Origin of the sequence: Clostridium sp. MF28, assembly GCF_002969175.1 — a bacterium.
GTDB classification, from domain to species: domain Bacteria; phylum Bacillota; class Clostridia; order Clostridiales; family Clostridiaceae; genus Clostridium; species Clostridium beijerinckii.
Genome location: NZ_CP014331.1, coordinates 2,894,329 through 2,912,280, shown reverse-complemented (window position 1 = coordinate 2,912,280; position 17,952 = coordinate 2,894,329). Strand labels below are relative to the sequence as shown.

Genomic DNA, 17,952 nt, shown 5'->3' with positions numbered 1-17,952 from the left:
AAAGTTTTAAAGCTACATTACTAGTGATTAAGTTTAATAAAGAAATTGAATTTCAATTTTTAAAATAAGTCCCTAACAAATGATTGCAATGATTGAAAGAAATTACAAGGTGTGATAAGTTGGTTGTAATTAGTAAAATTTGAGGAAATAGTTGCATAAATATTCCAAATAGTTTATTAGAGATTATTATGATGAATCATTTCTGAGAATTATTACGGCAGATTGGAATTCAAAGGAGGGAAAATGAGGAGATGGAGTACAAGCTATTTAAATCATTAGCAGATAATCTTCCACAGCCTATATGGATAAAAGACCTTGAATTGAGATTTATATATGTAAATAAAGAATACAAAGCTATATATAAAGATATAAATAAAGAATTTATTGGAAAAAATGATGCAGAGATATTTGATGGTGTTGTAAGAGAGGAATGTATTAAATATTGCAATCAAGTTATAAACTCCTTAAAGCCATTAACTGAAGAAGGGTACCTTGATGGAAAGCGCAGAAAAATTACTATAGTTCCGCTAATTGATGAGGGAAAAGTATTTGCTGTAGCTGGCATATATGCAAATTTAGATATTATAAAAGAAAAAGATAAGATTATAGAGAAACAAGAAAACATATTAAAAGTTGTAATGGATACACTTCCAGGAAGAGTATTTTTTAAAGATAAAGAAGGCAGATATGTATATGTAAATAAGCAATTTGATGAATTCTATAATAAGGATGGTATAGGAGAAGTAGTAGGAAAGACAAATATTGATATACATCCAACGGAAGAATTGGCTGCAAAATATTCAAGAGAAGATAATGAAGTAATAAAAAATAAAAGAAGTATAAAAGCTGAAACAATACTTTACTCAGGAGATGGAGAGGAAATATATACAGAAGCAGTAAAAGTACCTGTAATCGATAAGAATGGTGATGTTTCAGGTGTTGTAGGATTAGTATTAGATATAACTGAGAAAAAAGAAGCAGAGAAAAAATTAAGACAATTAAGCTTTACTGATATTTTAACAGGTTTATACAATAGAACATATTTTGAAGAAAAAGTGAAAGAGTTCCAAGGTGAAGAGTATCTTCCGGTAGGAGTAATAATGGGGGATGCCAATGGACTAAAATTAGTAAATGATACGCTAGGTCATGATCAAGGCGATGAACTTTTAAGATTAATAGCCCAAGCACTTAAAGATGTATGTGGTGAAAAACAGTTGATTTTCAGAACTGGTGGAGATGAATTCGTAATTTTAAGTAAAAATACAACTGAACAGGAATGTGAAATCATTATTAAAAATATATTTGATCGTTGCAAAATGTATAAGCACGATTTAATCAATGTGAGCATATCTTTAGGTGCATCAGTAGCGGATAGCTTGAATAAGAGTATATATCAAGCATTAAAAGAAGCAGATGATAAGGTATATAGGCAAAAGTTGCTACAAAAAACCAGTCTTAATAGTTCTATAATGTATTCTCTGCAAATGGGTTTAGAAGCTAAGAGTTTGGAAACTGAAGAACATACAGATAGAGTATTAGAAAATTCTATTGCGATAGGAGAAAAGTTATCGCTTCCAATGTCGGTAATGGATGAGCTAACAATAGTTGCTAAGCTTCATGATATAGGGAAAATAGGAATAAATGAAGAAATATTACTTAAGAAGGGTGAGTTAACAGAAGATGAGTTTGAAGTAGTGAAAACTCATACAGAAAAGGGATATAGGATAGTAAAAGCCTCAAATCAACTAGATAATGTAGCAAAAGGTGTTTTAGCTCATCATGAGAGATGGGATGGAAATGGCTATCCGCTTAAATTAGAGGGAGAGAAAATACCACTGGTATCTAGAATTGTTAGTGTCGCAGATTCGTATGATGCTATGACGAACAATGGCATTTATAAGAAATGTTTGAATAAAGAAGAAGCAATTGAAGAATTAAAAAGATGTTCAGGGAAGCAATTTGATCCAATTATAGTTAAGGCATTTATAGAATACTTAGAAGAAATTGAGGAATAATAAAATCTATTGGGAATTTATAATAAGAGAGAAGATATTCATGATGTGAGATATAAGTAACTTAATGAAAGCTGCAATTTTTGATTACAATCCCTACGTTAAGGGATTTTTTTATGTATTCATTAAGTAATAAAGATATAAGTATGATATCATATGAAGTAATTACATTATATTGGAGGTGTGATATGAAATTTGATATTTATAAAATAGCTGATAATTACAAGCTCTCAGAAACAGAGAGACAGGTTTTGCAATACATATTAACTAATATTGATTCTGTTTTAACTAAAGGTGTAAGAGATGTTGCAACAATTAATTATACATCGGCGGCAACAATAATAAAGCTATCAAAGAAGCTAGGTTATACAGGCTATGTCGATATGATATATCGACTAAACTTCATAGTAAAAAATCATCAAAACAATCAAGAACATACCTCTGATATTACTAGCTTCATATCAGAAATTGAAAATAAGAAAATAGAAGATTTCATTTCTATGATAATTAAACATAGAGAAGATATAATTTTCATAACAGCCACTGGATTCTCTGATTCGATTGCAGATTTCTTTTGGAGAAAGATGTTAGTGCTTGGGTTTAAATGCATTAAAACAAATTCTTATGGAGTATATGACAGCAATCAAATAGGAGGCGCCTTAGTTATTGGAATATCTAAAAGTGGAGAAACGGAAAGTATAACAAAAGTGATTGATTATGCATCAAAAAATCAATTGGATATTATAACTTTTACTGGCAAGCCAGAGAATCACATGGCTAAAAAGGCAACCTTAAATTTTATGATATTGGATGATAAAGAATTAGATGATAGAAATCTTACCGCGAACTATTTTTATGCTAGGGTAATGATTGTAATGGAATATTTGCTAGATAAGGTAATGAGTAATTTATAAAATATAGATATCCAAACTAGTCATACTCATGTGGAAACTTACCGAAATTATATATATAAAGCTATCTCAAGGTTAACTAATGAGATAGCTTTTTTGTGTGTAAAGGTAAACATGTTTACTTTTGAGTCAACATGTTGCTGAAACGTTTAAAACTATTAACAATATCTATTAATAATGATATCCTATTCTCACAGGTAATTACCCAAAGAAAATTATAAAATAGTGAAGGGGAATATTTAAATGAAAGATAAGATTTTAAATAGTATGCAGAAATTTGCCAAAGCTATGATTGGACCGGTCTTATTCTTACCCATTGTAGGTATGTTGATTGCATTAACAGCAGTTTTCACCAATACAACATTTGTAAAAGAAGGCGGAGCAATTTGGGTAACAGGAAAATTCTTTAATGGAATGTTATCACCGATTATGGGGAACTTAAGCATTTTGTTTTGTGTCGGAATAGCGATGGGGATGTCAAAGAAGAAAAAAGCGGAAGCAGCATTCATTTCCATTATGTCATATATTTTGTTCCTAGGCGCGAATAGTAAGTGGTTAGAGCTATCTGGAAAAATAATTAAAGGTGATACAGCATCAGCTTTATATGGAACTGGGCAGACAATCCAACTAGGATTCCATGTGACAGATATGGGAGTGTTTCTAGGAATGATTCTAGGAGTACTAGTTGCTATAGTTCATAACAAATATATAGATAAAGAATTTAGTGGCGCTATGGCTCCATACGGTAATAGTAAGTTTGTATTCGTTATCATGATTCCTGTAGTAGCTATATTAAGTATTGGTACCACATATGTATGGCCTACAATAGCTGCTGGAATCACAGCTCTTACTGGATTTATGAGTTCTGCAGGGGCGGCTGGAGTGTTTGTTTATGGATTTTTAAATAGATTCTTAGTTCCAACAGGATTACATCATTTAATTTGGTCTCCATTCCTATATTCAGCAGTTGGTGATCAGATGATAATAAATGGCCAAAATGTAATTGGAGCGAAACCAGTTTTCTTAGCATTGCTTAATGATTCAACAATCTCTATTATGCCTGACTCAGCAAGATTTTTAACATATGGATTAGTTAAAACTTTTGGTGTAATTGGAGTTGCCTTAGCATTTTACTTCACTGCTAAAAAAGCAAAGCGTAGTAATTTAAAGGCACAATTAATACCATCAACTTTAACAGCAGTAATCGCAGGTATCACAGAACCATTAGAATTTACATTTATTTTTGCTGCACCATTACTATGGTTTGTTTATTCAGTAATTGATGGATTATTCCAAATGTTTGTATACCTATTAAATGTAAGAGTATGTGCAACCAATGGAATATTAGATTTTTTAGTAATAAACTTGCCAGCAGGTATAGGTAAAACTCATTGGCCTGTGTATATACTAGTAGGATTAGTTGAAATAGTTGTGATTTTCTTAGTATTCAAATTTATGATTGAGAAGATGAATTTAAGAACACCTGGAAGAGAAGAAAATAATACAGATGCTGTAATTGATTTAAATGAGAATGCAGCAAAAGTTAAGCAAGATATGAAATCAGAAAATAAAAATAATAGTAAAGCTAATAACGATGATGAAAAAGCATTAACAATAATTAGAGCATTAGGTGGAAAAGCAAATATAGTAACAGTAGAAAATTGTTTTTCAAGACTTAGAGTGGATGTTATAGATAACACCTTAATTGATGAAGAAGCTTTAAAAGGAACAGGCGCAGCAGGTGTTGTGAAAAAGGGAAATAATATACAAGTTGTATATGGCCTTTCAATTAATAAAATTAGAACAATAGTAGATGAAGCATTAGACAGAGCAGAATAAAATGAAGGAGGAATCATTAAAATGAAAAAATTTAAATTAGTAATAGTAGGCGGAGGAAGCACATATACACCAGGGATCGTAAAGAGTTTACTTTCAAAGAAAGAGGATTTTAAAATATCAGAATTAAGATTATATGATATAAATGCGGAACGTCAAAATAAAGTAGGAGTGATAGTAAAGAAAGTAGTAGAAATGTTTGATCCAGATGTAAAGCTTGTTCTTACAACTGATCCAGAAGAAGGATTTAAAGATGCAGATTTTGTTTTTGCTCAAATGCGTGTTGGATTATATAAGATGAGAGAACAAGACGAAAAAATTCCACTAAAATATGATGTGGTTGGTCAAGAAACATGTGGTCCTGGAGGTTTAGCATATGGATTAAGAACAATATATCCTATGGTTGAAATGATAGATTTTTGTGAAAAATATGCAAATAAAAATTATTGGATTGTTAATTATTCTAATCCAGCAGCTATTGTAGCAAAAGCTATGTATAAGTTAAGACCAAATGCAAGGATTTTAAATATATGTGATATGCCAGTTGCAATTATGAGAAATATGGCTAATATCTTAGATTGTGATAGACATGATATAGAAGCAGATTATTTTGGATTAAATCACTTTGGGTGGTTTACAAAAATTAGAGTTAGTGGTGAAGATAAAACTGAGGAGTTAAAAGCATATGTAAAGGAACATGGTTATATTCCACCGGATTCAAGAAGTGAAGTAAGACATAATGATGCATCATGGCTTCATACATTTGATAATGCTAAACATATAATGCAAATGTTCCCTAAATATCTTCCAAATACGTATATGCAATATTATCTTTTAGGAGATAGAATTGTAAAGGAAGCAGATAAAAATCATACTAGAGCTAATGAAGTAATGGAAGGAAGAGAGAAGAAGATATTTGATGCTGTAGACCAATATAATGCTACAGGAGAAATTGATCTTACACAATTCTTTACTGGAGTGCATGGAGAATTTATTGTTGAAGTTGCTATGAGCTTAGCTTTTGATTTAAGAAAGAGACACCTAGTTATGGTAGAAAATAATGGGGCAATAAAAAACTTACCTGACGATGCCATGGTAGAAGTACCTGCATATATAACTAAAGATGGACCAGAACCAGTACGTGTAGGAGAAATACCAACTTTCTATAAAGGAATAATTGAACAACAAGAAGCATCAGAAAAACTTGTAGTTGAGGCTGCTATTGAAGGCTCATATGAAAAAGCACTTATGGCATTTACCATGAACAAAACAATTCCATCTGCATTTGTAGCAAAACAGATTCTAGATGATATGATTGAAGCTAATAAAGAATATTGGCCAGAATTGAAGTAGGATAGAGAATGTTTAAAAATATATTAAAAAGAAATAAAAATAAATTATTATATGCTTTTACAGATGGAGTTAGCGTAGATATAAGTGAAGTTAAAGAAAGCCCTACAATTGAATATAAATAGATATTTATAGAAATAAGCTTCATTGTTATATGGAGCTTATTTTTTTAGCAAATTTCTACGTTAAAGCCAGCATTTTATCTTATCACGGCATTAGGGGAACGTGGAGTTAAGTGCCTAGAATAAAAAAATGAGTATTCAAGGTGAGTATAAGAATAGATAGAAGAGCAAGATAATCGCAAGAATATATTAGAAATGATATTGACAAAATAATTTATTAATATATAATGAAATTAATAAGACCCCCCTACACAGGGGGAGGGGAGGAAGAAATGAGCGAGGAAAGAAAAAAAGCATTACAATCTTTAAAAACAGCGAAGGGTCAAATAGAAGGAATAATAAAAATGATTGAAGATGATAGATATTGCATAGATGTTGCAAATCAATTGATGGCAGTTCAATCTTTAATAAAAAAAGCAGATTTAATGATTTTGCAAGGCCATTTACGTCATTGTGTAAAAGAGGCTTGCTATAACAACAATCCAGATGAGAAAATAGAAGAATTTAATAAGGTTTTAGAAAAGCTGCTTTCAAAATAGAACCGATTATTAAGAGATGACAATATGAAATAAAATATAAAAGCATTATTGCATTAATTAAATATAGAGAAAAGTTGTAAATTGCTTAGTGAAGTTAAAATTAGCTTAATGTATATGCTAAATAAGTAAAGAGGTGAAGTATGAATAAAAAAGCATTTAAAATTGAAGGAATGACATGCTCAGCATGTGCAAATAGAGTTGAAAGATTTGTTAAAAAGTTAGAAGGCGTAAATAGCGCAAATGTTAACTTTGCAACAGAAACGCTGAACGTAGAGTTTGATGAAAACAAACTTAATAATGAAAATATAGAAGCAACCGTAGTTAAAGCCGGTTACGGTGTTAAGAAGAATATGAAGACTTATACTTTTAAAGTTGAAGGAATGACATGCTCGGCGTGTGCAAGTAGAGTAGAGAGAGTTACTAAAAAGCTTAAGGGGGTTCAAGATTCTGTTGTTAATTTAGCAACAGAGAAGTTGACTATAAATATAGATGAAGATGAAATTGGATATAGTGAAATTAAAGCTGCTGTAGATAAAGCAGGGTATAAGCTAATTAAGGAAGAAGAGCAAGTTGAAGAAAAGAAAAAACTAGAGGCAAGTCAATTGTTATTAAGGAGATTTATTATATCTCTAATATTTGCAATTCCGCTTTTAGTAATAACTATGGGACATATGTTAGGTATGCCTCTTCCATATATTATTGATTCTATGATGAATCCATTGAATTTTGCTGTGATTCAATTAGTATTAACAATACCTGTAATGATAGCTGGATATAAGTTCTATCTAATTGGAATAAAGAATTTATTTAAACTAAGTCCTAATATGGATTCGTTGATAGCTATAAGTACTTTAGCAGCAGTTTTATATGGAGTATTTGGAATTTATAAAATACAAACGGGCGAAACTGAATATGCTATGCACTTATATTTTGAGTCAGCAGCAGTCATTTTAACTTTAATAACACTTGGAAAATATCTGGAGGCAGTTTCAAAAGGAAGAACATCACAAGCTATTAAAGCACTAATGGGGTTAGCACCTAAAACTGCAACAATAATAAGAAATAATGCTGAAATTACAATACCTATAGAAGAAGTAATTGTTGGTGATATAGTCTTAGTTAAACCAGGTGAAAAGGTACCTGTAGATGGAGAAATTATTGATGGTAGTACATCTATTGATGAGTCAATGCTTACAGGGGAAAGTATTCCTGTAGAAAAGATAGTAGGAAGCAGCGTAATTGGAGCAAGTATTAATAAAACTGGCTTTATAAAGTATAAAGCAACTAAGGTTGGAAAAGATACTGCACTTGCACAAATAGTTAGGTTAGTTGAAGAGGCACAAGGATCTAAAGCTCCAATAGCTAAACTTGCAGATGTTATATCAGCATATTTTGTGCCAATAGTTATAATGCTAGCAATAATAGCTTCAATAGGATGGTTAATTTCAGGAGAAACAACAATATTCTCTCTAACAATATTTATTGCAGTACTAGTTATAGCTTGTCCGTGTGCATTAGGCCTTGCAACTCCAACTGCAATAATGGTTGGAACAGGTAAAGGTGCAGAGAATGGTGTGTTAATTAAAGGTGGAGAAGCATTAGAAACTACTCATAGTATAAAAACTATTGTATTTGATAAAACTGGGACTATAACAGAAGGAAAACCAGTGGTTACAGATATAATAACAAATGGAATTTCAGAAGATGAGATATTAATTTTAGCTGCAAGTAGCGAGAAAGGTTCAGAGCATCCGTTAGGAGAAGCAATAGTTAAAGAAGCGAATGATAAAAACTTGGAACTTAAAGAAATTCAACAATTCAATGCAATTCCAGGACATGGAATAGAAGTTAAGATAGAAGAAAAAAATATTTTACTTGGAAATAAGAAGTTAATGATAGAAAAAAATATTGATATTGCTATGTTCGCAGATGAAAGTGATAGATTAGCAGCTGAAGGTAAGACTCCTATGTATGTAGCAGTTGATAATACTTTAAGGGGAATAGTAGCTGTTGCAGATACTGTTAAGCCAAGTAGCAAAAAAGCTATAGAAGCTCTTCATAACATGGGAATAAAGGTAGCTATGATTACTGGAGATAACAAAAAAACTGCAGATGCAATAGCAAAACAAGTTGGAATTGATATAGTGCTAGCTGAAGTATTACCTGAAGACAAGGCTAATGAGGTCAAAAAGCTTCAAGGGGAGAATATGAAGGTGGCTATGGTTGGAGATGGAATAAATGACGCTCCAGCATTAGCACAATCTGATGTTGGAATTGCAATAGGATCAGGTACTGATGTCGCAATAGAATCAGCAGATATAGTTCTTATGAAAAGTGATTTGATGGATGTTATAACAGCAATAAAACTAAGTAAAGCAACCATTAAAAATATAAAACAAAATTTATTCTGGGCATTTGGATATAACGTACTAGGTATACCAGTTGCTATGGGGATACTTCATGTATTTGGAGGTCCATTATTAAATCCTATGATAGCAGCTGCAGCAATGAGCTTAAGTTCTGTTTCAGTACTTACAAATGCATTAAGACTTAAAAATTTTAAAGCCTAATCAATAAGATATGATGATAAGCAAAAATAGAATATTAGGACATTTCTTAGGTAGTAGATAATTGTATCTAGATGCTTCAAGAAAAGTATTTCAAATATCTATATTTTGATTTCTAAATTTTAATCATTAATAAACGGGAGGTAATAGATATGAAAAAGAAAATATTAATTGAAGGAATGAGTTGTGAACATTGCGTTGCTCACGTAAAGGAAGCACTAGAGAATTTGGATAAGGTAAATTCAGTTGAAGTTAGTCTTAAGGATAATTGCGCAATAGTTGAAACTGAAAATAGCAATGAAGAAATAAAAGAAGCTATTGAAGAAGAAGGCTATGATGTAGTTAAAATAGAAGAATAAGACAAATAATATTCTTTCAAAAAATCTGGTTAAACGTAAAATTTCTAAATTTAATGAATAGATTAAACAATTTTTATAGATAGTTAACAACACGGAAAATAAATCCTTGTTGTTAACTATCTATTTTTATTGATTTGAGCTATCTGTTTAACAGTTATAGAAAAAAATAATATGCATATAAAATACTATTACTTATTAATACGTATTAAAACATCATTATAATGTATTGACATTTTTATCTTATAGCAATATTATTCAATTAGTAGAAAAATACTAAAGAATAATACTTAGATAAAATTTAAAGGGGGACAATATATGAAAAAATTTTTATTAAAAAAGTTAATAGTATTTGTGGCAATTAGCAGTATAGCGTTTGGAATTATAGGATGTAGTAGTAACACTAATAGTTCTGGCAAAAATTCAGATGTTAAGTCATCATCATTAAGTGATATAAAATCAAAAGGCAAAATTGTAGTTGGAACGAGTGCTGATTACCCACCATATGAATTTCATAAAGAAATAGATGGTAAGGATCAAATTGTAGGTATTGACGTAAGTATTGCAAAAGAAGTTGCTAAAGATTTAGGTGTAGAACTTGAAATTAAGGATATGGATTTTGATGGACTTCTTGTATCGCTTCAGGCAGGAAAGTCCGATTTAGTATTTGCTGCAATGAATCCAACTGATGAAAGAAGAGAAAATGCTGATTTTTCAGATATATACAATAAAGAGAAAAATATATTTATAGTAAGAAAAGGTGAAGCAGATTCAATAAAATCAATGGATGATTTGAAAAATAAGAAAATTGGGGTTCAAAAGGGATCAGTTCAAGAAGGCTTAGTAAAAGATAACTTACCAAGTGTGGAAGTGAAGGGATTAGGAAAAGCTACTGACTTAGTACTTGATTTAAAGAATAAAAAAGTTGATGCAATATTACTTGATTCACCAGTGGCTAAATTTAATTGTGATAAAAACAATGATATAGAATTGACTTCTGTAACTATTGAGGCGAAGGAAGATGGAGCAGCGATAGCAATGAGGAAAGGTTCGACTGAATTGCAAACAGAAATCAACAAAACAATAAAAAGATTAAAGGATGAAGGAAAAATTGATGAATTTGTTGTAGAGGCAAATAAGCTAATGGATTAGGTCCGAATAAAGTTTGATCATTTACATAATTATTGATGTAAGGAAGTTACTGATACCTTACATCAATAATTTTATATTTTAAAGGGAGATGTTTTTGTAATAGGTCAATCAGGTTCGAGAAAAAGTATCTATATAATATACTCAAATAATTGGTGAATAATATTTCTAGCAAATTACACTGTTTAATCAGAAAATATATACTTACTATTTAAGTTCAAAATAAGTTGCATAACATTATACAATACGTTATAATACGTATCAATAAGTTCGATTAAGAAAAATATTTATTCCAAGATTAGTAGTAACGTTATTATGATACAGTTACGCAAGGTCAAAAGAGATAAATAGATTATTAGTTGCAGTAAGTAATGTACTTATTAAAAAAGTAAAAATGATATATGCTTATACGTTACTATTTGGGTTAATGATCTTAAGCATTTGCCAATGTAAAAAATATAAATTCGTAGAATGAGATTATAAATATATAGGAGGAATAACAATGAATATTAGGGAAATCGTAGGGAAAATTAGATCAAGTAAGGAAGATGGAATAAAGGAAGTGTTTTTAGTAGCATGTGGAGGGTCTTTAGTAGATATGTATGCATCACAATATTTTTTACAAAGTGAAGCAAGAGAATTAAGGGCTTTATCATATACAAGTAATGAATTTGTACATGCGATACCAAAATCATTAGGAAAAAGTTCGGTAGTAATAGTATGCTCACACGGTGGAAATACTCCTGAGACAGTTGAAGCGGCTAAAGTAGCTAGAGAGAAAGGTGCAGCAACTATAACATTAACACATAATAAGGATGCAGATTTAATTAAGTATGCGGATTACAATATCCTTTACGAATGGGGAAATGATACAAGCGTAGAAGACAATCCAATGGCAATAATTCTAAATATAGCAGTCGAAATATTAAATCAAACAGAAGTTTATGAAGGATATAATAAATTTATGGAAGGTTTAAAGATTGTAAATGATGTTGTAAAAAGAGGCCAAGGTTTAGTTGCAGAAAGAGCAAAGAAATATGCAGAAAAATATAAAGATGAGCCAATAACATATGTATTAGGAAGCGGAGCATCATATGGTCATGCCTATGGATTCTCAATATGTTCACTAATGGAAATGCAATGGATGAACGCATCAGCAGTGCACTCAGGTGAATACTTCCACGGACCATTTGAAGTAACAGATAAAGAAACATTATATTTATTACTAATGAATGAAGGAAGAACTAGAGAATTAGATGAAAGAGCACTTAAATTCTTAAATGAATATGGTGCAAAAGTTGAAGTTGTGGATTGTAAGGAACTTGGAATTAGTGTAATTGATAGTTCAGCAGTTGAATTCTTTAATCCTATAGTATTCTATAGCATCTTATGTGTGTATAGAGGGGAATTAGCAAAACTTAGAAACCATGATTTAGATACTAGAAGATATATGGGGAAAGTTGAATATTAAAATATTTTAGCATAGGAGAAGATATTATGGTAAAAGTTATTGGGTTAGGAGATAACGTTGTAGATAAATATGAGCATATTAGAACAATGTATCCAGGCGGAAATGCTTTAAACTTTGCAACCTATGCAAAAAAAATAGGAGCAAGTTCAGCATTTTTGGGAGCATTTGGATCAGATGCTGAAGCAGAACATGTTCAAGATACAATTCGTGAGCTTGATTTAGATATTTCAAAGTGCAGATATTTTAATGGAGAAAATGGATGTGCAAGAGTAACTTTAGAAGATGGTGATAGGGTTTTTCTTGGAAGTAATGAAGGTGGAGTTTTAAGAGAAAATGGTTTGAATCTTACACAAGATGATTTAGATTATATTAAAACTTTTGACTTATTACATGCAGGTTTGTACGGATATACAGAACCAGAACTTGATAAAATAAGAGCATTAAGCATACCAATATCTTTTGATTTCTCTGATGATTTTACAATTGAGGAAGTTGAAAGAATTGCTCCTAAAGTAGATTTTAGCTTCTTCTCATGTAGTCATTTAAAGACTGATGAAATGCTTAATCTAATAATGAAAGCTCATAAGCTTGGAAGTAAAATAGTAGTAGTTACTATGGGAGAAAAAGGTGCATTATTATATGATGGAACTAAGTTCTATTCACAAGAGCCAGAGCTTGTTGAAGCTGTAGATACAATGGGAGCAGGAGATTCATTCATAACAGCATTCTTGATAAATTACATAAGCAAAATTAAAGAAAATGAATTGGATAGGGAAAATATAATTAAAGAAAGTCTAAATGAAGGTGCTATATTTTCAGCTAAAACATGTCTAGTAGAAGGCTCATTTGGATATGGTAAAAAATATTAATTAAAAGTATAGTGGCTGTTGAATAGTTATTATTTAATGAGCAATATCAAACAGCTATTTTAAGATTACTGTAATAAATCAAAGAATTGATATTATCACAACAATAGATTAATTGAAGTTTCAAAAATGTTGTGATAGTATATAGTTAATATTATAGATGTTTAAAAGGAGTCTTTATATGCTAATACAAGATAATATTATTCCTTTATATCAACAATTAGCGGATATTATACGTAATTCAATAACGAGCGGAGAATTAAAATATGGAGATAAGATTCCAACAGAAGTTGAGTTAAGTGAAAAATATAATGTTAGTAGGATAACAGTACGTGCAGCTATAAATGAATTAGTTGAGTCAGGTTTTATTATAAAAAAACAAGGAAAAGGAACATTTGTAAGTAAGCCAAAAGTTCAGAGGAAAATTGAATATTTATCTAGTTTTACTGCTGCCTGTGAGGCCAGTGGCTTAAAAGTGACTAATGAAATCATTAAAAGAGAGGTAATGGAGCCCAAAATAGAAGACAAGAAAGCTCTAGAACTAGATGATGATGATAAGTTAATATATATTCAAAGAGTTAGATTTGCAGGTGGAGATCCATTAATGCTAGAAAATAATTATTTTTCTTTTAAAAGGTTTAATTTTTTACTAACAGAAGATTTAAGTGGTTCACTATATGAATTATTAAGAGATAAATATGATATAAATCCATCTGATTCGCCTAACTCAGGAAATGATCATACCACAATAGAAATTGCAAAAGCTATGGATGAAGAGGCTGCGCTATTGATGGTGCAAAAGGGTGAACCCTTGTTTTATATAAAGACTGTTATTTATGATGATAAGAATAGACCGGTACATATAGGAAAACAGTACGTTATAGGCGAAAGATATAAATTCGTAATATCATAGTATATAAATTCTTAAATGTAAAATATTGAGAAGTACTAGATACCTAAAGTTATATATAAAAACCGAAAGAAAGGTCATGCATTTGTTCCAGGTTGCTGGAGTATTTAGCTGTGAATTTCCAATAGCAAAAATTGCACCATTCCTGCATGCTCCCGAGGCAAGCTCGTGACAAGCAAAAATGGAACAACTTCTACTAAGGAAATATCTACAGCTAAATGCTCAATGCAACACTTCCATAAAAGTATGACCTTTCTTTCTGGTATATACTACAATTAAAATTATATGTTTGGGTTTGGGTTAGATATCTAGGCGCGAAATAATTAGAAATAAATATGGTGGATTGTGCTCTTAGAACACTTAAGCAAAATCTTCAAAGGACCGAAACAAACGCATATTCCCTTTCGAAGGTTTAGCAGTAAACTTAAAATTTCTTCATATTGTAAGTGTTTTTATATTTCACCTAGTTCGCAACACCTATAATTTGAGATACTTTATTAAATGCATAGTCCATTGCACTTTCTAAATTTGAATTATTTTTTCCTGCTCCTTGAGCTTGGAAAGGACTTCCGCCGCCTTTTCCATCGATAAGAGATATAGCATCTTTTAAAAGTTCATTCATTTTGATATCTTTAATGTCTTTAGAACAAGCAAATAATAGATTTACTTTTTCATCAGATTTTACTGCCATTAGAGCTATTGTGTTCTCATTTTCGATAAGCTTAGAAGTAAGGTTATTCACATACTTTAGGTTTTCACCATCAAATATTTGTTTAATTACTTTAACATTATTTATTTTAGCTGCATTTTCAAGAATTTCCTTAACTTGATATTTAGCTAGTAGAATGTTAAGATTTTTATTTGTTTCATTAGCTTCACGAAGATTTTGATTTAAGTTCTTTATACCATTTATAGCTTCATTTTCATTACAACTTAAATATCTGCATATAGAAGTTTGAAATTCATCTTTCTTAAATGAATCAGAAATAGCACGTTCGCCAGCTAGAAACTCTATTCTTGTTCCCTCTTTATGTTTCTCAAATTTTTTTATTTTAATAAGTCTTAAGTCAAGAGTAGATGTAGGGTGGAGTCCGCAGCAAGCATTAATATCAAAATCTCCTATTTTTACGATTCTAATATCCTCTTCAGTATTTGGAAGAGCACGTCTAAGAGATAACTTTTTAAGTTCGGCTTTAGTTGGAACAAAAGATTCTACAGGTAGGGCATCCCCTATAACTTTATTAGCAAGTCTTTCTGCTTCTCTAACTTGTTCTTCAGTTAAGACACCATAAATATCTACTGTGCTTATATCAGAACCTAGGTGAATAGCAAAAGTATTAGCGTTAAAAAGGTTGAAGAAAGATCCTGATAAGACATGTTGACCTAAATGTTGATGCATGCCATCTTGTCTTCTATCCCAATCAATTGAACATTTAACCTTATGTATTTTGAGTGGTTTCTTTTCAACCACATGATAAACAATTTCCTCTTTTTCGTATACATCAATAACTTTTTGATCTTCTAGAGTTCCAATATCACAGCTTTGTCCGCCACCTCCTGGGAAAAATGCTGTTTTATCCAATATAACATGAAATTTATTATCAATTTCTTTTATATCAATAATTTCAGCAGTAAATTCTTTAAGGTATCGATTATCATAATATAATTTTTCCATATGTAAATTAGCCTCCTAAAATATAATAATATCTAAGGCTCAGCTATAAATAATTTTTATAGTTTGTTTAACCTGAGTCTAAGAAAAGTTCAATAATATCATTATAGCAGATAGTTCATTAATATTGCATTTTTAAGAATCAAGAAATAGGTACAAAATTTCCTTAAAAATTATTATTACCCTATAGTAGAAGTTTTTTACGGGATAAAAGAGTTAAGCCCTACAAATAATATTAGTGACTTTAGGTGTACAAAAAGATATATATCTTTTATGTCTTGATATTTAGAAGAGGTGATTAATATGAATGTAGTGTTTTATCTGGTATTTAATTTTATATTTTATTCATTTATAGGGTGGATATTAGAGGAAGGTTATAGTTTTTCAACTACAAAAAAGTTTCAAGAGGATGGTTTCTTAGTAGGACCATTTAAGCCGATGTACGGAATGGCAGTTATGTTTCTTATAATATGCAATGAACTGTTAGAGATTTCTGGAATTCCATTAATATTATTATGTTTCTTAATACCAACGACAGTAGAATATATAAGTGGGTATATACTTAAGCACTCTTTTAACAAAGTATACTGGGATTATTCTGAATTTAGGTATAATATTCATGGATTTGTCACTCTTAGATTCTCTATATATTGGATGGTGCTTAGCCTTATTGGCCTTTATTATTTGCAACCCAGTTTATATGAGTTATATATGGAGAATATGAAAATTATTAATATCTTTGTAGTTTTAGGAGGCTCTATATTATTAATAGACCTATATATAACTGTAAAGAAATTAGAATATGAGAAGCTTAGAATGATACAGTAATTTTATTGAAAAAATAATAGAAATCATATTTTTATAAAAAATAGATATAAATATTATTTGAGTAATATTTATATCTACCTAAATTATATAATTTATTATTTTAAATTATATAAAGAAGCTAACTTATCAAAAGCAGGCAAAGATTTTTCTATTTTCTCATATGAAGTGCAATAAGCTAATCTTACGTGTCCAGGGCATCCAAACGAAGAGCCTGGAACAAGTAATAAATTAAATTGTTTTGCATCTTCGCAGAATTTTTTATCATCATCGATTGGTGATTTTGGAAATAAGTAAAATGCACCTTGTGGTTTAACACAAGTGAAACCAAGAGATATCAAATGATTATATAAAAGATCACGATTTTTCTTATAAATATTTACATCCACTTCAGCATCTAAGGATTTTGCAATTACCCTCTGGAATAAAGATGGAGCATTTACAAATCCTAAAATTCTAGTTGCAATATTTAGTGAAGCCATCATATCTGTAAAATCAGCCATAGATGAGTTAGCAACTACATAACCAATACGTTCACCAGGCAAAGATAAAGATTTACTATAAGAGTACCCAATGAAAGTATTATCATAATATTTTAAAATACAAGGGACTTCAATATCATCATAAACAATTTCTCTGTATGGTTCATCAGAGATCAAATATATTGATGTATTAAATTCTTCTTGCTTATTATTAAGTAACGTTGCTAAGTGTTTTATTATTTTCTCTGAGTAAATAACACCGGTAGGATTATTTGGGTTGTTTATTATTAAAGCTTTTGTTCTAGGAGTAATAACCTCACTTAAAGCCTTTAAGTCAGGCTCAAAAGTTTCAATGTTAGTAGGACAAGTCACTAGTTTACCATCAAAATTTTTTACATAGTTCCCATATTCTCCAAAGTAAGGAGAAAAAGTAATAACTTCGTCATCTGGATTTAATATAGATTTTAGGATTATATTTAATCCGCCTGCAGCCCCACAAGTCATAACAATATTATCTTTAGAAAGTGTTAAATTATGTTTTCTGTTTATAAAATTACTTATATTTGTTCTAACATCATCATAGCCAGAATTGTTCATATAACCATGTACTAAATTTGGTGTTTCTTCATTCAAAATTTCAAAGATAACTTCCTTTACTTTACTTGGAGGTTCAACATTTGGATTCCCTATACTATAATCGAAAACATTTTCTTCTCCATATATTTCTGATAATCTTTTTCCTTCTTCAAACATAGCTCTTATAATGGAATTATTTGCAACAAGAGATTTCATTTTATTTGATATCATTTCTAGCCCCCCGATTTATATTTAAATTTTATCATAATTTTTGAAAATACATTCAATTTGATTGATATATATAGTTT

The 17,952-nt window shown here is 30.3% G+C and carries 14 protein-coding genes; 12 read left to right on the top strand and 2 right to left on the bottom strand.

Annotation, left to right across the window (positions count from 1 at the left end; translation table 11 throughout):
• Positions 1-251: 251 nt before the first annotated feature.
• From AXY43_RS12395 to AXY43_RS12340, 11 genes are all read left to right on the top strand, one after another.
• On the top strand, positions 252-2,015 hold the full coding sequence (locus tag AXY43_RS12395; protein WP_023977002.1) for a sensor domain-containing diguanylate cyclase/phosphohydrolase: 1,764 nt from the start codon (positions 252-254) through the stop codon (positions 2,013-2,015).
• Between the two features lie 185 nt (positions 2,016-2,200).
• Positions 2,201-2,926, top strand: coding sequence for a MurR/RpiR family transcriptional regulator (locus AXY43_RS12390; protein ID WP_031276441.1), 726 nt, complete (start codon positions 2,201-2,203; stop codon positions 2,924-2,926).
• Positions 2,927-3,166: 240 nt separating this feature from the next.
• Entirely contained in the window at positions 3,167-4,762 is a 1,596-nt protein-coding gene (locus tag AXY43_RS12385; protein WP_077829073.1) for a PTS transporter subunit EIIC, read from the top strand.
• A 21-nt stretch (positions 4,763-4,783) separates the two neighbouring features.
• Entirely contained in the window at positions 4,784-6,112 is a 1,329-nt protein-coding gene (locus AXY43_RS12380) for a 6-phospho-alpha-glucosidase (RefSeq protein WP_087702301.1), read from the top strand.
• 391 nt (positions 6,113-6,503) lie between these two features.
• Positions 6,504-6,770, top strand: coding sequence for a metal-sensing transcriptional repressor (locus AXY43_RS12370; protein WP_012060955.1), 267 nt, complete (start codon positions 6,504-6,506; stop codon positions 6,768-6,770).
• 140 nt (positions 6,771-6,910) lie between these two features.
• Positions 6,911-9,340, top strand: coding sequence for a heavy metal translocating P-type ATPase (locus AXY43_RS12365; protein WP_105411623.1), 2,430 nt, complete (start codon positions 6,911-6,913; stop codon positions 9,338-9,340).
• 149 nt (positions 9,341-9,489) lie between these two features.
• Entirely contained in the window at positions 9,490-9,696 is a 207-nt protein-coding gene (locus AXY43_RS12360) for a heavy-metal-associated domain-containing protein (RefSeq protein ID WP_017212153.1), read from the top strand.
• Positions 9,697-10,011: 315 nt separating this feature from the next.
• Positions 10,012-10,845, top strand: a complete 834-nt coding sequence (locus AXY43_RS12355) for a transporter substrate-binding domain-containing protein (protein WP_087702303.1) — start codon at positions 10,012-10,014, stop codon at positions 10,843-10,845.
• Positions 10,846-11,344: 499 nt separating this feature from the next.
• Positions 11,345-12,313 carry an SIS domain-containing protein gene (locus tag AXY43_RS12350; RefSeq protein ID WP_105411622.1) on the top strand — a complete coding sequence of 323 codons (969 nt, stop codon included), beginning with the start codon at positions 11,345-11,347 and terminating at the stop codon, positions 12,311-12,313.
• A 26-nt stretch (positions 12,314-12,339) separates the two neighbouring features.
• Positions 12,340-13,182, top strand: a complete 843-nt coding sequence (locus AXY43_RS12345) for a fructoselysine 6-kinase (protein WP_023974381.1) — start codon at positions 12,340-12,342, stop codon at positions 13,180-13,182.
• 178 nt (positions 13,183-13,360) lie between these two features.
• Positions 13,361-14,092, top strand: a complete 732-nt coding sequence (locus tag AXY43_RS12340; RefSeq protein ID WP_023974380.1) for a GntR family transcriptional regulator — start codon at positions 13,361-13,363, stop codon at positions 14,090-14,092.
• A gap of 460 nt (positions 14,093-14,552) precedes the next feature.
• On the opposite strand, the gene AXY43_RS12335 is transcribed toward AXY43_RS12340, so the two are convergent.
• Positions 14,553-15,764 carry an alanyl-tRNA editing protein gene (locus AXY43_RS12335; protein ID WP_039772973.1) on the bottom strand — a complete coding sequence of 404 codons (1,212 nt, stop codon included), beginning with the start codon at positions 15,762-15,764 and terminating at the stop codon, positions 14,553-14,555.
• 300 nt (positions 15,765-16,064) lie between these two features.
• On the opposite strand from AXY43_RS12335, the gene AXY43_RS12330 reads away from it, so the two are divergent.
• The gene (locus AXY43_RS12330) at positions 16,065-16,589 is read left to right on the top strand and encodes a putative ABC transporter permease (protein ID WP_023974378.1); all 525 of its coding nucleotides are present in this window, start codon (positions 16,065-16,067) and stop codon (positions 16,587-16,589) included.
• A 95-nt stretch (positions 16,590-16,684) separates the two neighbouring features.
• Here AXY43_RS12330 and AXY43_RS12325 read toward each other — a convergent pair whose 3' ends face one another.
• Positions 16,685-17,875 carry a pyridoxal phosphate-dependent aminotransferase gene (locus AXY43_RS12325; protein ID WP_039770800.1) on the bottom strand — a complete coding sequence of 397 codons (1,191 nt, stop codon included), beginning with the start codon at positions 17,873-17,875 and terminating at the stop codon, positions 16,685-16,687.
• Positions 17,876-17,952 lie beyond the last annotated feature (77 nt).

Coding starts and splice junctions, on each gene's coding strand:
- AXY43_RS12345 (WP_023974381.1), top strand. CDS start 12,340: ATGGTAAAAGTTATTGGGTTAGGAGATAACGTTGTAGATAAATATGAG.
- AXY43_RS12340 (WP_023974380.1), top strand. CDS start 13,361: ATGCTAATACAAGATAATATTATTCCTTTATATCAACAATTAGCGGAT.
- AXY43_RS12380 (WP_087702301.1), top strand. CDS start 4,784: ATGAAAAAATTTAAATTAGTAATAGTAGGCGGAGGAAGCACATATACA.
- AXY43_RS12385 (WP_077829073.1), top strand. CDS start 3,167: ATGAAAGATAAGATTTTAAATAGTATGCAGAAATTTGCCAAAGCTATG.
- AXY43_RS12360 (WP_017212153.1), top strand. CDS start 9,490: ATGAAAAAGAAAATATTAATTGAAGGAATGAGTTGTGAACATTGCGTT.
- AXY43_RS12370 (WP_012060955.1), top strand. CDS start 6,504: ATGAGCGAGGAAAGAAAAAAAGCATTACAATCTTTAAAAACAGCGAAG.
- AXY43_RS12325 (WP_039770800.1), bottom strand. CDS start 17,875: ATGATATCAAATAAAATGAAATCTCTTGTTGCAAATAATTCCATTATA.
- AXY43_RS12350 (WP_105411622.1), top strand. CDS start 11,345: ATGAATATTAGGGAAATCGTAGGGAAAATTAGATCAAGTAAGGAAGAT.
- AXY43_RS12330 (WP_023974378.1), top strand. CDS start 16,065: ATGAATGTAGTGTTTTATCTGGTATTTAATTTTATATTTTATTCATTT.
- AXY43_RS12365 (WP_105411623.1), top strand. CDS start 6,911: ATGAATAAAAAAGCATTTAAAATTGAAGGAATGACATGCTCAGCATGT.
- AXY43_RS12390 (WP_031276441.1), top strand. CDS start 2,201: ATGAAATTTGATATTTATAAAATAGCTGATAATTACAAGCTCTCAGAA.
- AXY43_RS12355 (WP_087702303.1), top strand. CDS start 10,012: ATGAAAAAATTTTTATTAAAAAAGTTAATAGTATTTGTGGCAATTAGC.
- AXY43_RS12335 (WP_039772973.1), bottom strand. CDS start 15,764: ATGGAAAAATTATATTATGATAATCGATACCTTAAAGAATTTACTGCT.
- AXY43_RS12395 (WP_023977002.1), top strand. CDS start 252: ATGGAGTACAAGCTATTTAAATCATTAGCAGATAATCTTCCACAGCCT.